The sequence below is a fragment of the Faecalibacterium hattorii genome (assembly GCF_003287455.1).
GTDB lineage: Bacteria > Bacillota > Clostridia > Oscillospirales > Ruminococcaceae > Faecalibacterium > Faecalibacterium hattorii.
The window spans coordinates 1-13,218 of the sequence record NZ_PRLC01000003.1; the positions used below are offsets into that span (position 1 = coordinate 1).

Consider the following 13,218-nt stretch of genomic DNA (forward strand, 5'->3'; position numbering starts at 1 on the left):
CTGTACGTTCGTTTCATCTGCTTCGGCAATGGCAACCTTGTGGCTGCTCACGATGACAGCGACGGCTTCTGGCGCAGACAGATCCTCATCACGGTGAAAGACCGTGACCCTGCGCGGGTGGATAATCCCTTCCTCATCGAAGAGTTGTCCGAGGAGCGTCCCGGCATCCTGCTGTGGATGCTGGAGGGGTTACACCGTCTGCTGGCAAACCGCTATCAGTTCACCATCAGCGAGCGCTCCATCCAGAACCTTGAAGCAGCCATGGCGGACAGCGACAACCTGACCCAGTTCATGCAGGCAACGGCGTATGTCCGCTTCAAGCCCGACACCGAGGAACGCTCCACCTATCTCTACCGCGCCTACACCAAGTGGTGCGAGGATAATCTGGAATCGCCTGTTCCGCAAAAGAAGTTCAGCCAGTTCCTGCTGAAAAATGCAGGGAAGTATGGCCTGACCTTTTCCAAGCACATCGAGGGGAAGTACCGCGGCTTCCGGGGCGTATGCGTCCACCCCGCCTTTGCTGCGGCATAAAACACACGAAAAGTAAAATTCTCCCGCCCTACGCGCCCCAAAGTAGTGGTTTCGACTTGTTATCGCTGTTTTCTTCAGGTGTGTATCCGCCCCTTTCGGGCGGATACAGGGCGGAAACACGCCCTTCGGGGCGGGAGAAAAACCAAGATGCGCCCAAAAAGGGCGCATACAATTCAGCCATGCGCCCTGTAAAATCAACACAGGAAGGTACTTTTGTGTGGTTTGGGGCGCGTGGGGCGCGTAAATTCAAGTTCTCGCACTTTTTTGGGCTGCTGCTTCGGGTCAGGAGCGGCAGGCCCTTACATATTTACCAGCCCACAAGGGTGCAGCTCAACCGGAGCTGCACCGGGTCTGGAGAAGTGCAAAGGAGACATGCCTATGACGAATGTCCGCAAAAATTCCACCAAACTGACCCGTGAGGACTTGAAAATCGCGCCCGAATCCCCTACAATGAAATTGTCCGAAACCCCTGCCGTAGAACCTTCTGACCAGACCAGCAAAACCGTCCGACACGCCCCGCTTGTCTACCGGGTGGAGGAGATTGCCCAACTGTTGGCGATCTCCAACCGTGCTGCGTACAATCTGTGCAACACCACGAAAGACTTCAAGGTGATCCGCCTCGGTACCAGCATCCGGGTAAGCAAGCAGAGCTTTGACGATTGGTTTGCTGCGGTCTGAGGGAGGGAATATCTATGGCATCTATTCTCAGGCGCGGAGATTCCTACTCCGTTCGTTTCAAATACAAAGACCATGCTGGCCGGATCTGTGAAGGCTGGGAGAGTTTCAAAACCAAGAAGGAAGCGCAAGACCGCAAGATCTCGGTAGAGAAAGAACTCTTGGACGGTACGTTCCTCATACCCGATGCAATGACGGTAGCGGAAATGCTGTACAAGTGGCTCCCCATCCAGTCCAGCAAGCACAAGTGGGCACCCAAAACCTACACCCACACGGTAGCCATGATTCAGAATCTTGTCGTGCCCTATCTCGGCAAGAAGCAGATTCAGAAGGTTCAGACGTATGACCTCGAACAGTTTTACGCCACGCTGAGCCGGACACCGCGCGGACTGTATAAGCAGGGTGTCAAGCAAACGCTCACCGACAAACAGAAGCGGCAGTTTCTGACGGGTGCTTCCATCCGGGAAGTCCACGCCATGCTCAAGACTGCTTTTTCCTATGCCGTTGAGTGGGGTCTGCTCCTCAAGTCACCGATTCCGAGAGAAGCCCCGAAATCGACCTCGGAAGAACGTGCCATCTGGGACGAAAAGACCATGCTTGCTGCGTTGCAGACCATGACCGACCCTACGCTCCACCTTGCTGTTCATCTGAGCATGATTCTCTCGCTGCGTGTCGGAGAGATCCTTGGCTTGCAGCCGGGAGACATCGACTTCGATGCAGCGGATGGACGTGGGACCATCACGGTCGGCAGGAGCTTACAGCGCACCGAAAAGGCTGCACTGGAAAAGACCGACCCGAATCAGATCTACCACATCTTCCCCGACCAGCGTGAGGGCAGCAGCTCCGCACTGGTGCTGAAGAAGCCGAAAACCAAGAAATCCAGCCGCACCCTTTATCTGACGAGACCCTTGAAAGAGGAACTGCTGGCTTGGCTGGAAAAGCTCCGTCAGGACGAGCTTGCCATGGATGGCAGATATCGCAACTGTGGCCAGCTCTTCCGTCTGCCCAACGGTATGCCTGTTGCCCCGGAAGCCCTTTCTAAATGGTACCGCACTTGGCGTGCAGAGCACCCGGAGTTTGAGAAGATCGTGTTCCACGGTCTGCGCCACTCCAGTGCCACTTACCAGTTGATTGAATCCGGCGGCAACATCAAGGCCGTGCAGGGCAACACCGGCCACGCCACCACGGGCATCCTGATGGACACCTACGCCCACACGCAGGACAAGCCCCGGTTGGAGCTGGCTGAGAAGCTGGAAGCAGACTTCTATTCACAGGACATCAGCTCCCCCAAATCCGGCTCTGTGCCGGTAAAAGAAAATCTGCCGGACAGCATCCAGATCACCCCGGAAGGGCTGCTGAAAGTTGTCCGACAGATGAACCCCGAGCAGCGGCGTGAGTTCACCCGCCTGCTGTTCGCCTGAAAAAAGTATGGAAAAAACGCTCACGATGCACAGAATGCAGACAATGCAAGGAAAAACACGGCTTTCCCGCCGGTGTGCAAAAAGTGTGCAAAAGTGTGCAGAGCCCCAGAAAAAGGAAAATCCCACGAGGAATCTTACGATTCCTCGTGGGATTTTGGTGCGCTCGAGGGAACTCGAATCCCTGGCCCTCTGATTAAAAGTCAGATGCTCTACCGGCTGAGCTACGAGCGCATACGATACTGATACAATATTCAAAATATTGCCGTATTATATTACCATACCCGCCGCAAAAAAGCAAGCCTTCGGGGCAAAAAACTTTCTTTCACAAAATCTGCGGGCGCTGGCACGAACTTTCCCTTTACAAATCCGGCAAGAATCAGTACAATCAAATCATGTACACTGTATGCCGATCCCGGCGGGCGGCGGCGCGGAGAAGTGCACGCCCGGCCGATGCAATAGGAGGTCTGTTTCGTATGAAAATTTCTCGACGGTCCGTACTTCGTTACTCTGGGCTGGCGGCCGCTTGGCTGGCGCTGACCGGCTGCACCCCCACCGGCAATGCTTCGCTGGGCAGCAGTCTGCCCGCGTGGATGCAGAAGGTGCTGCGCGTCTCGCCCGCTGATTCGTCGGCTGCGTCGTCAGCCGCTTCCAGTGAGGCGTCCTCTGAAATGGCCGCTTCCTCCCTGCCTGCGGGCGAGCCGCTCGACCCCGGCTTCGGCGTGATGCCGAGCTATGACGCCAATCCCCTGACCGGCGAAGAGCGCAGCGGCAACGACCGGATCGTGGGCGTCATGGTCAACAACATCTGCAACTCTGAAAGGCAGAACGCCCGCCCCCAGCGCGGCATCGCCTCCGCCGACCTGCTCATCGAGAGCAAGGTCGAGGGCGGCATCACCCGCTTCTGCGCGGTGTATTCCAGTGTGGACAACATCCCGGAGATCGGCCCCATCCGCTCCGGCCGCGACCAGTTTTTGCAGCTGCTCATGCCGTGGAACGCCCTGTATTACCACGACGGTGAAAGCATTTTCTGCACCCAGTTCATCAACGTCTACAACTACTCCGGCCTGAACATCGGCGGCAAGAGCTACTTCAACACCCCGATCCATCCCCATGTGGCCCACCGCATCAAGCGCAGTGAGAACGTCGCCTACGAGCACACCGAGTTCACCTCCGCCAAGGAGATCAAACAGGCGGCCAACGATGCCGGCATCAGCCTGAGCTACCCGTATGAGGGCACCTTCTTCCGCTTTGCCGACTACCGTACCAAGGCCGTGAACACCCTTGAGGGCACCCCCGCCGCCAAGAGCATCAGCATCACCCACTCGGCCAGCTACAAGACGAGCTTCGCCTACAACAGTTGGAACAAAAACTATAAGATGTCGATGTACAGCAACCGCACCAAAAAGTTCGAGTCCACGGTGGACGAGCTGACCGGCAAGCAGCTGGCCTTCGACAATGTGGTGGTCTGCTTTGCCAACATTGCGGCCTACGCGGGCGACTCCCACGATGTGCAGGAGGTCCAGTACGTGCAGGGCGGCGAGGCCTACCTGTTCACCCGCGGCGGCGTCCAGACCGGCCGCTGGGAAAAGAACCACCCCACCCAGCCCCTGAAGCTCTACACCGACAGCGGTGAGGAGATGACCCTGAACCGCGGCAAGACCTACTTTGCCCTCGTGGACGACGACGAGTGGGCCAATTTCAGCTACCAGTAAATCACCCGCCCTTCGGGGCAGAAGAGGAACAACATGAAATTTTGGAAGCGGACTGCTTTGTGCCTTGCGCTCTGCGCCGCGCTCTTGGCCGGCTGCGCCCCCGCGCGGGATGCGGCTGAGTCCGACACGCCCGCCGACCCCCTCACCGGGCAGGAACTGCTCTGGCCGGGGCAGCGGCCGGTGGCGGTCACCATTGAAAACGATCCTTCCAGCACGACCCAGTGGGGGCTTTCTACGGCGTCGGTGGTGCTGCAAGCCCTGACCGAGACCCAGACGCCCACCAGCCTCTGTCTGGTCTACCCCGCCGTGGACGCGGTGCCGCAGGTGGGCCCGGTCAGCGCCGGGCAGGACCTGTACTGGCGGCTTCTGGTAGGCCAGCAGGTGCTGCCCGTCCAGCGCGGCGGCGGAGCCTTTGACCAGAACTATCTCGATTACTACTCCCTGCGGGCCGTGGACGCTTTGGAAACCGGCACCAACGCCTTCTCCTGCGATGGCGCATGGAGCAACAGCCCCCTGTGGTACACCAGCGGCAGCGCCTTGGCCGGAGTGCTGGGCAAGCTGAACATCTCTTCGGTGCTGACGGAATCCCGCCTGACCGACGCAGCCGCCAGCGGCACCAGCGAAAGCGAGACGGAGACCACCGTTCTCTCGGTCCCGGCCCTGCTGCCCCAGCAGACCGAGGGCCACCTGCCGGACGCCGCAGCGTCCGACGCGGTCAGTGTCCGCGTGCAGTTCGACGCCTCCAACGCCACCGGCTTTTCCTACGATGCCGACAGCAGCACCTACAAGATGCTCCACGCCGACGGCACGCCCCAGCTCGATGCCAACAACGGCCAGCAGGCGGGCTTCGACAACCTGCTCGTCCTGTTCAGCGCCTCGGCCCTCCGGGACGACGGCCTGACCCTCGACTACGACCTGACCATGGGCGGCGGGGTCTGGCTCAACGGCGGGCACCTGTGGCCGATCACATGGACGCAGGGCAGCGACACCACCTTTTTCTTCTACGACGCCGACGGCCAGCCGCTGACCCTGACCGCGGGCAGCAGCTACATTGCCCTTGTCTCCAGCCTCACCGGGCAGGAGCTCATGGTGCTGAACTCCGCCGGGGAGAGCCTGACCCCTGCGCTCGCCACCGAGGCGGACTCCGCTTCCATCATCCCCTGACGACCAAAAACACCCTCGCGGGCTGTGTGTGCAGCTCACGAGGGTGTTTTTTCGTTTTTCTGTTACAAGTCCACCACGCTGCCGACCTCGGCGGGGGTGGTGGGGACGGCGCCCAGCTGGACTTCGTCCACGTCCCGGCGCACCACAAAGTGCATAGTCTGGCCGGAAGCAAAATCGGGCTGGTAGGTCAGTTCCAGCGTGGTCCAGTCCTCCGGCGTCTCGCAGAAGCAGTGGAGCATGGCCCCGCGGCCCGCGGCCAGATTCAGCGTAAAGGCCGAGGCGTCTGCTGCATTTTCGCCGTAGAGCGGGGCGGCGAAGCTGCCGCAGCGGACGGCCTTGCCATCGCAGACCGCCGTCAGCCCCGTACCCAGCCGGTACAACTGGTCGGTGGTGGTCATATCGCGGCTCTGCAGATAGCTCGTGCCGACGGCCAGCGCCTTGGCCGAGAGGTTCTCCACCGACAGGTACACAAGGGTGCTGCCCAGCTCCGGCGCAGGGGCATAACCCAGCAGCTCGACGGCAGCCTTGCCGTCCAGCAGAGCCGGTTCGCCCTCATAACAGGGGGCCAGTGCCGCAGCCGAAACGCCGGTGAGCAGGGCGGCAGCCAGACTGACCGCACCGGAACCGGCACATTTCAGGAACGAGCGGCGGGACAGGGATTGGGACATCGGGGATTCCTCCTAACGGAATAGTTCTCCTTATACAATAGTAAATTCCGGGCAGCCTGTCAAGGGATTTGCCCGGAATTTTACCAAGCCTTATTCAAACGCTTCGTTTTCTTCGTTCTCGGCCTGACCGCGCAGGGTGTCGGCGTAACCGAAGGGCACGATGTCGATGGCCTCTACAAGGCGGTCCCGCATCCAGAGCTGAACGTCGGTCTGGACGGTGTAGCCGCAGCCGGGGTCAGCCATCCACTGTTCCGGGTGGCGGCTGGGCAGAGCCCGCTGGCTGAGCATACTCATGATAACGCCGCCGTGGGTCACACAAGCCGCCTCGGTAACGTCCATCCGGATCATATACTCAAACAGCTTGAGCAGCGTCTCGGAGCAGCGGGCGTGGAACTTCTCGGTGGGCTCGGCTCCTTCGGGCACGAAGCCGGAACCGGGGGTGATCCACTTCTTGAAGTCCTCATCCTTGACCAGCTCCTTGACGGGGCGGTTCTCGAAAACGCCGAAGCCCGCCTCCCGCAGGTCGTGGACCGAGAACTGATGGGTCGCGTTGGGGAAGAGGATGTTCGCCGTTTCCACCGCGCGCATCAGCGGCGAGGAGAAAACAGTGTCCACCTGCGGATACTCGAACCGCTCCTTCAGGTCGGCCAGCTGGGCGCGTCCCTCGTCGCACAGGGGGATGTCCGTGCCGCTGCCGATGTACAGCCCCTGCAGGTTGCCGGCCGTGATGCCGTGGCGGATGAGATGCAGCTTAAATGTTTTCATCGTCAAAAACACCTCGATTTTCGCAAAGTTCGTCGCATTGTGCTAAAATTTTTGTGCGCAGCGGGCAGTCTGCCCTTTCTGCGCAGCACAAAATGTACGCCAGTTTCTTCTTAGTTTAACATAGATATGGTGGTTTGAGCAAGACCTTTGACAAAAATGACGAAATCCGACAGGAAATTCCGTCATTTTGCTCGCTTTACAAGTCGTTTTCCGTTGTGTATAATCAACATGCTGTAAACCAAAAATCAAAGAAGTCTCATATTTTCACTGAGGAGCCAAAGATCATGGAATTCAATCGTATCATCAAACTGCTGCGCAAGGAGCGCGGCATCACCCAAAAGCAGGCGGCGGAGGATCTCGGCGTCTCGCAGGCGCTGCTCTCCCACTACGAAAAGGGTATCCGCGAGTGCGGTCTGGATTTCGTGGTCCGCGTGGCAGATTACTATAATGTATCCTGCGATTATCTGCTGGGCCGCTCGGCGGAGCGCAACGGCATGATGCTGACCGCCGACGAGCTGCCCAACCCCGACAAGATGAAGGACAACGTCTACCACGGCAGCGTCCTGCCCACCATGAACAAAAAGCTGATCTCCAACGGCCTGAATGTCCTCTACGCCAAGATCGCCGAATGCCACAGCAAAGCCCTGACCACCGAGGTCAGCAGCTACCTGATGATGGCGGTGGCCAAGATGTTCCGACTGCTCTACTCCGCCGAGCCCCACAACGCGCCCAGCCTGTTCAGCGTGGAGGCCCGCCGCTGGCCCGGCTACTCCAGCGCCGTGATGCAGATGAACGAAGCCAATGTCGAAGCCCTGCTGGCCGGGGAGGACGTGGGCACGGGCGAGGGGGTCAAGGATCCGTCCTGCCTTGCCATGACCACCGAGAGCCTGACCCGCGAATTCCCGCTGTACACCCCCAGTCTGCTCAATCTGGTCAAGACCAGTGAGACCCGCGTCAAGGGCATCGGCCCGGAGCAGTGACGGCCCCGCATGTGAAACTCGTGTTAATTTTTGCCGAAAAGGGTTGCGCTCCATTCCAAAAGATGTTATAAACGAACCAGAGAAGAAAAAGACATTGCCATTTGATAAGGAGGCAGTTTTTATGTCGAACAAGATCTCCCGCCGCTCCTTCCTGAAGGTCTCCGGCGCTTCTGCACTCGCACTGGGCGCCGCTTCCATGCTGGGCGGCTGCCAGTCTTCCAGCAGCAATTCTGTGGAAGTCAAGGTCGGTGATAAGATCAGCAACTGGAACAATCTGGCCGTCCAGCTCACCAGCGTCTTCACGCTGGCCGACGCGCCCGATGTGCCCGGCAGCAAGTACGTTGCCATTCTGGTCACCGCCGTCAACCGCTCCAAGACCGATACCATGGCCATCGGTGCCCAGAACGTCCTTGAGATCGATGCCGCTTACCCGCTGAACACCGAGGAGCTCAAGGCCGCCAACACTGCCCCCTATTTCCACGCTCTGTCCGCCTCCACCACCGACTTTGCCGTGACCGTGGACGGCCAGACCGCCGAGGCCGGCGCTTATGTCGCTCTGTACGACAGCGCCACCGAGACCTTCAACGATTCCCCGAATCTGCCCCCGCAGGGCTCCGGCTACATCGAGCTGGTCTGCATGGTCCCCGCCGATTGGCAGCAGATGACCGTGACCTACACCCCGACCTTCGTTTCCGGCAAGACCCTCACCTTCTCGATGAGCGCTTCCGACCTGTCGAATTCCTGAGTTCCGGGGGACGAAATTTCGTCGCATCGGGTTTCCTTGAGCCGTTTTTGTTCTCAAAAAATCTGTGAAAACCATTGACATCCGCCCATTTTTCGCCTATTGTATAGGCAAGGCCTTTTGGCAAATGATATGTGATCCCATATAAAAGGAGGAACCATCATGTCTTTCGAGTTTTCCCGCCGTAATTTTATGAAATACACCGCTGTGGCTGCCGTCGCTCTGGCGGGCGCAAGCCTGTTCACCGGCTGCAAGAACTCCGGCGATTCCTACAACCTGCTCAAAGAGGGCGCCGGTGAACTGACCGTCCTGCAGGTGACCGCCGCAATGGGCAAGTATGACGACAAGAGCAAGAAATACACCGCTCCCGACATCACCGGTACGACCACGACCATTGAATTCCCCATGAAGATCACCAACAACCGCACCAATCCTATTTATGTCACTCCTAATAATTTCAAGGTGGTCGTCACCAGCAGTGATGGAAAAAACGTCAAAAAGTACTCTGTAACAATTGAGGATGCGCTGAAGGACACTAATCTGAAGAAGGGTTCTTCCGTTTCTGGTAATGTTACTGCACAGGGGGTTGATTTAAAGGAAGGCGATGTTGTCGTCCTGACCTACTGCCCCGATCTGCAGTACAACGAGTACTCTCTGAACTGGAAGCTGACCGTTTCCAAGAAAGAGAGCAGTGCTTCCACAACCAGTACCACGACCTGATTTTTCTCGATCAGCTGCATTCTCACCGCCCGGACCCGTTCCGGGCGGTTTTTGTTTGCCCGCTCCTTGGCACAATATCTTAAATTTGCTTTCCATTTTCGGCAGTTTTGTATCTTGTGCACAGCATCCTTTTCCTTTACAATAGAGATATGGAAAAGGATGGGAGCGCAGCGGCTCAGCACATGCCGCCGCGCTGTTTGTTTTCCGCCCGGAACCGGAATGACGCCGGACTTTTGTAGAACAGGAGTGTTGCAGTTATGATCAACATGGTAAAACTTCCCACCAACAAGAGCAGTCTGTTCCTGCGTGTGGCAAAGGGCCATTTCGCCACCAGCCACAGCCACATCAACTACTACATCGATGTGACCACCCAGAAATCCCGTCTGTCCGAGGCAAAGGCCGTGGCAAAGGAACTGGTGGCCGCCTATCAGCATAATACCATCGTGGACACCGTGCTCTGCTTGGACGGCACGCAGGTCATCGGCACCTGCCTTGCCAACGAGCTGACCAAGGACGGCTTCTCCAACATGAACGCCCACCAGACCATCTACATCATCACCCCGGAGTACACCACCGGCAGCCAGATCATCCTGCGCGACAACCTCGCCCCCATGGTCAAGGGCAAGCATGTGCTGATCTTGGCGGCTTCCATCACCACCGGCTACACCGCACAGGCCGCCATCGAGGCCGTGAACTATTACGGCGGCATGGTCGCGGGTCTGTCCGCCATCTTCGCCACCACCAACGAGTGCCTCGGCATCCCGGTCACTTCCATCTTTGACCCGTCCAGCCTCCCCGATTACGCCAGCTTCGATTCCCGCGAATGCCCCCTGTGCAAGGCGGGCCAGCACATCGACGCCCTCGTCAACAGCTTCGGTTACTCGGCACTGTAACCGGTTGCTTTCCACAGATCCCTTTTGACCGACCTCTTCTGCCCCGCCGCACCGGACACTCCTCTGTTCCCGTGCGGCGGGGTTTTCTTATGTGTCATTTAATTTAACAGTAAATTCACTGTTCTATTGCTTGACTTTTCCTTTGCATCCGCATATACTGGAATCAGAAAAACAATGGAGGTGTGTACGATGGCCGATGTTTCGGGTGCACTGCGCAGCACAGTTCCCATTTCGCTGTTCAACCGCGGCCTTGCGGGCAAAGTGTTTGAGGAAGTCCGCCAGCAGGGCGCTAAAGTCGTGATGAAAAACAATGCGCCGGAGTGTGTTCTGCTCTCGCCGGAGGAGTATCTTCGCCTGATCGACGAAGTCAACGACGCCAAGCTCGCTGCCCTTGCCGCGCAGCGGATGCAGCATTTTGACGCCGACAAGGCGATTCCCGCAGAGGAAGTTTACCAGAAGTACGGTATCTCCGACGCCGACCTCGCCGATTTTGACGAGGTGGAATTCGAATGATCCGGACCGAAACGGAAATGCTCATCGTAGTCATCGGAGCCCGCGCAGATGACGAAGTCTATCAGCTCGCCGAAAAGCGGGCCCGCAAAAAACAGCTCTAACGCAAAAAGAGACCGCGCGTGCGGCCTCTTTTTTGCGTTATTCACTTACTTCTTCTTCGGGAACACGAACGGGTCATGCAGGTAAACCGTGACGAGATAGACCGCCATGAAGCACCAGATGATCGGCTCGCAGAGGATGACGGCGTTGTACGCGAATTTCGGGATCAGGAGCAGGACGAAGATGATCTTGCCCACCAGCTCGATGACGCTGGAGAAGAGGGGCAGCACCTTGTTGCCGAGGCTCTGCAGCGCATAGCGGGTGGAGAGCAGGACGCCCAGCACCGCGTAGAACGGCGCGTTCCAGAGCAGATACCGTGCGCCGTTTTCCAGCACCACCGGCTCGCTGGAACCGGAGACGAAGGCCACCATCCACGGAGCCGCCGCCCGCATGAGCAGGACGGCGAGGACCGCCACCACGACCGAGTAGAGGTAAATTTCCTTCATGCCCTTGCGGACGCGGTCCGGCTGGCCCGCACCGCAGTTCTGGGAAACGAAGGTCGAACCCGCCGACGCCATGCTCAGCAGCGGCATATCCGTGAACATGAACATCTTGCGGGCGGCGGTGTGGCCCGCGATGACCAGCGTGCCCAGACCGTTGATGCCGTATTGCAGGACCACCGAGCCCGCCGAGACGATGCTGCTCATCAGGCCCATGCAGATGCTCTGGCTGAACAGCTCCCAGTACAGGTGCTGGCCGACTTTGAAGTGCTTTTTCTCCGGGAGGAGAAGCTTCACCTTGGCGAAGACGTAGAGGATGCAGAGCAGGACGGACACGCCCTGCGAGATGACGGTGGCCACGGCCGCGCCCTGCACGCCCAAGCCCATCTTCGCGATGAAGAGCAGGTCCAGCAGGATGTTCAGGCCCGACGAGAGGAGCAGGAAGACCAGCGGCATAAAGCTGTTGCCGATGGCCCGGAGCAGACCGGCGCACAGGTTGTATGCAAACATGACCATGACGCCGTAATCGATGACGATGATGTAGCGGTAGGCGTCTTCCAGAATCTCCGCCGGGGTGTCCAGCAGCACCAGCAGCGGGCGCAGCCCCACCGCGCCCGCCAGCGTGATGCAGAGGGAGGCGATCAGGCCGATGACGAGAGAGCCCGCCACGGTCTTCTTGAGCAGATCGTCTTCCTGCGCCCCGTAGGAGCGCGCTGCAACGATGGCAAGGCCGTTTCCGATGCCGAGGCCGAAACCCACCAAAAGCTCGTAGATCGAGCCGCAGGAGCCAATGGCGGCGAGGGCGGTGTCGCCCAGCACGTTGCCCACGATCATGGTATCCACCGTGTTGTACAATTGCTGGAACAGGTTCGACACGAAGATGGGCAGCATAAAGATGACAAGGCGCTGGAAGATCGGCCCGTGCATCAGGTCCACATTCATATTGAAAAGCGGTTTTCTTGCGGTCTGGGTCATGCAGTTCCTCCTGTCCGGCCCCTATGAGCCGGAAAATGACCCTCCCCGCCGAAGGCGGAGAGGGTCATGGCATTTTTCTGATTTTTGATCACAGCTCCTGCGATTCGAAGCCGTTGGCGGTCAGCACTTCGACGCTGGTGAAACCCGCTGCCTTGATGGCAGCAGCGGCCTCATCGAAATCGAAGGTCAGGCTGGCGGTGTCGTGGGCGTCGGCGGTGATGATGACCTTGCCGCCCATCTTCTGCCACTCGCCCAGCAGCCATGCGCCGGGGTAGAAATCCTTGCGGTAGCCGCGGTAGACGCCGCCGGTGTTCACCTCAAGGCGGCAATCATGCTCCTTGGCCACGGCCAGTGCCTTGAGGGCAGCGGCCTTGTAGCGGGGGTCCTCCTCGTCGAAGAACTCACCCTCACCGTTCAGCTTCTTGATGAGGTCGATGTGGGCCAGAATGTCCGGGCCCTTGGCGGCCACCTTCTCCACCTCGGCAAAGTAAGCTTCCACTGCGGCCAGCGCATCGCCGCCGAAATCGTCGAAAATGCAGTCGTGCAGATCCTGCGGGCGGAAGTCGATCTCGTAATACTTGCCGGTGTTCTTGCCGTACAGATGGTGCGCCGCACCGATCCAGTAATCGTAGCTTTCGGGCTTATCCTCGCTCAGAGAGTCCCACTCGATGCCGCAGAGGATATCCACCTTGCCCTTGTACTCGGCCTTGAGCTTTGCGATGGTGGCCTTGTACTGAGCCGTGCGGCTGGGGCTCATGCAGTATTCGCGGTCACGCTGGGTGTAGCTATGGCCGGAGAAGCCCAGTGTGGTCAAGCCCTGCGCACAGGCGGCGCTGGCCATCTCCTGCAAGGTATTTCTGCCGTCGCACATCGTCGAGTGGCAATGAACGCTGGACTTCTTATAATCTGCCATAAAAAAC

The 13,218-nt window shown here is 58.7% G+C and carries 13 protein-coding genes, 1 tRNA gene and 1 pseudogene; 10 read left to right on the plus strand and 5 right to left on the minus strand.

Going from position 1 to position 13,218, the window contains the following annotated elements; translation table 11 throughout:
- From C4N23_RS02575 to C4N23_RS02585, 3 genes and pseudogenes are all read left to right on the plus strand, one after another.
- A pseudogene (locus C4N23_RS02575) lies at nucleotides 1–531 on the plus strand (DNA primase family protein); the annotation flags it as partial.
- A 372-nt stretch (nucleotides 532–903) separates the two neighbouring features.
- Nucleotides 904–1,209, plus strand: a complete 306-nt coding sequence (locus tag C4N23_RS02580; protein ID WP_112143827.1) for a helix-turn-helix domain-containing protein — start codon at nucleotides 904–906, stop codon at nucleotides 1,207–1,209.
- Between the two features lie 14 nt (nucleotides 1,210–1,223).
- Nucleotides 1,224–2,627: a site-specific integrase gene (locus C4N23_RS02585; RefSeq protein WP_112143829.1), complete on the plus strand. Its 1,404-nt coding sequence runs from the start codon at nucleotides 1,224–1,226 to the stop codon at nucleotides 2,625–2,627.
- 155 nt (nucleotides 2,628–2,782) lie between these two features.
- Here the strand turns inward: C4N23_RS02585 and C4N23_RS02590 are convergent.
- Nucleotides 2,783–2,858 (minus strand) — tRNA-Lys (locus tag C4N23_RS02590).
- A 242-nt stretch (nucleotides 2,859–3,100) separates the two neighbouring features.
- Between C4N23_RS02590 and C4N23_RS02595 the strand changes: the two genes are divergently transcribed.
- Together C4N23_RS02595 and C4N23_RS02600 are read left to right on the plus strand one after the other, a co-directional pair.
- Nucleotides 3,101–4,339, plus strand: coding sequence for a DUF3048 domain-containing protein (locus C4N23_RS02595; RefSeq protein ID WP_112143831.1), 1,239 nt, complete (start codon nucleotides 3,101–3,103; stop codon nucleotides 4,337–4,339).
- A gap of 33 nt (nucleotides 4,340–4,372) precedes the next feature.
- Nucleotides 4,373–5,503, plus strand: a complete 1,131-nt coding sequence (locus C4N23_RS02600; protein WP_112143833.1) for a DUF3048 domain-containing protein — start codon at nucleotides 4,373–4,375, stop codon at nucleotides 5,501–5,503.
- Nucleotides 5,504–5,565: 62 nt separating this feature from the next.
- Here C4N23_RS02600 and C4N23_RS02605 read toward each other — a convergent pair whose 3' ends face one another.
- Together C4N23_RS02605 and C4N23_RS02610 are read right to left on the minus strand one after the other, a co-directional pair.
- On the minus strand, nucleotides 5,566–6,171 hold the full coding sequence (locus C4N23_RS02605; protein WP_055188587.1) for a hypothetical protein: 606 nt from the start codon (nucleotides 6,169–6,171) through the stop codon (nucleotides 5,566–5,568).
- A 90-nt stretch (nucleotides 6,172–6,261) separates the two neighbouring features.
- Entirely contained in the window at nucleotides 6,262–6,936 is a 675-nt protein-coding gene (locus tag C4N23_RS02610; protein WP_055188589.1) for a histidine phosphatase family protein, read from the minus strand.
- 284 nt (nucleotides 6,937–7,220) lie between these two features.
- Between C4N23_RS02610 and C4N23_RS02615 the strand changes: the two genes are divergently transcribed.
- The 5 genes from C4N23_RS02615 (at nucleotide 7,221) to C4N23_RS02635 (ending at nucleotide 10,784) form a co-directional block, all read left to right on the plus strand.
- Nucleotides 7,221–7,916 carry a helix-turn-helix domain-containing protein gene (locus C4N23_RS02615; protein ID WP_112143835.1) on the plus strand — a complete coding sequence of 232 codons (696 nt, stop codon included), beginning with the start codon at nucleotides 7,221–7,223 and terminating at the stop codon, nucleotides 7,914–7,916.
- A gap of 121 nt (nucleotides 7,917–8,037) precedes the next feature.
- A complete protein-coding gene (locus tag C4N23_RS02620) occupies nucleotides 8,038–8,661 on the plus strand; it encodes a twin-arginine translocation signal domain-containing protein (RefSeq protein ID WP_112143837.1) in 624 nt (207 codons plus the stop codon).
- A 159-nt stretch (nucleotides 8,662–8,820) separates the two neighbouring features.
- Nucleotides 8,821–9,378, plus strand: coding sequence for a twin-arginine translocation signal domain-containing protein (locus C4N23_RS02625; protein WP_112143839.1), 558 nt, complete (start codon nucleotides 8,821–8,823; stop codon nucleotides 9,376–9,378).
- Nucleotides 9,379–9,635: 257 nt separating this feature from the next.
- A complete protein-coding gene (locus C4N23_RS02630) occupies nucleotides 9,636–10,271 on the plus strand; it encodes a phosphoribosyltransferase (RefSeq protein WP_112143841.1) in 636 nt (211 codons plus the stop codon).
- Between the two features lie 189 nt (nucleotides 10,272–10,460).
- Complete coding sequence (locus C4N23_RS02635; RefSeq protein WP_097840277.1) at nucleotides 10,461–10,784, plus strand: type II toxin-antitoxin system Phd/YefM family antitoxin; 324 nt, start codon at nucleotides 10,461–10,463, stop codon at nucleotides 10,782–10,784.
- 146 nt (nucleotides 10,785–10,930) lie between these two features.
- Here C4N23_RS02635 and C4N23_RS02640 read toward each other — a convergent pair whose 3' ends face one another.
- Together C4N23_RS02640 and C4N23_RS02645 are read right to left on the minus strand one after the other, a co-directional pair.
- Complete coding sequence (locus C4N23_RS02640) at nucleotides 10,931–12,298, minus strand: MATE family efflux transporter (RefSeq protein WP_112143843.1); 1,368 nt, start codon at nucleotides 12,296–12,298, stop codon at nucleotides 10,931–10,933.
- An 88-nt stretch (nucleotides 12,299–12,386) separates the two neighbouring features.
- Nucleotides 12,387–13,211, minus strand: a complete 825-nt coding sequence (locus C4N23_RS02645; protein ID WP_112143845.1) for a PHP domain-containing protein — start codon at nucleotides 13,209–13,211, stop codon at nucleotides 12,387–12,389.
- Nucleotides 13,212–13,218: the final 7 nt, after the last annotated feature.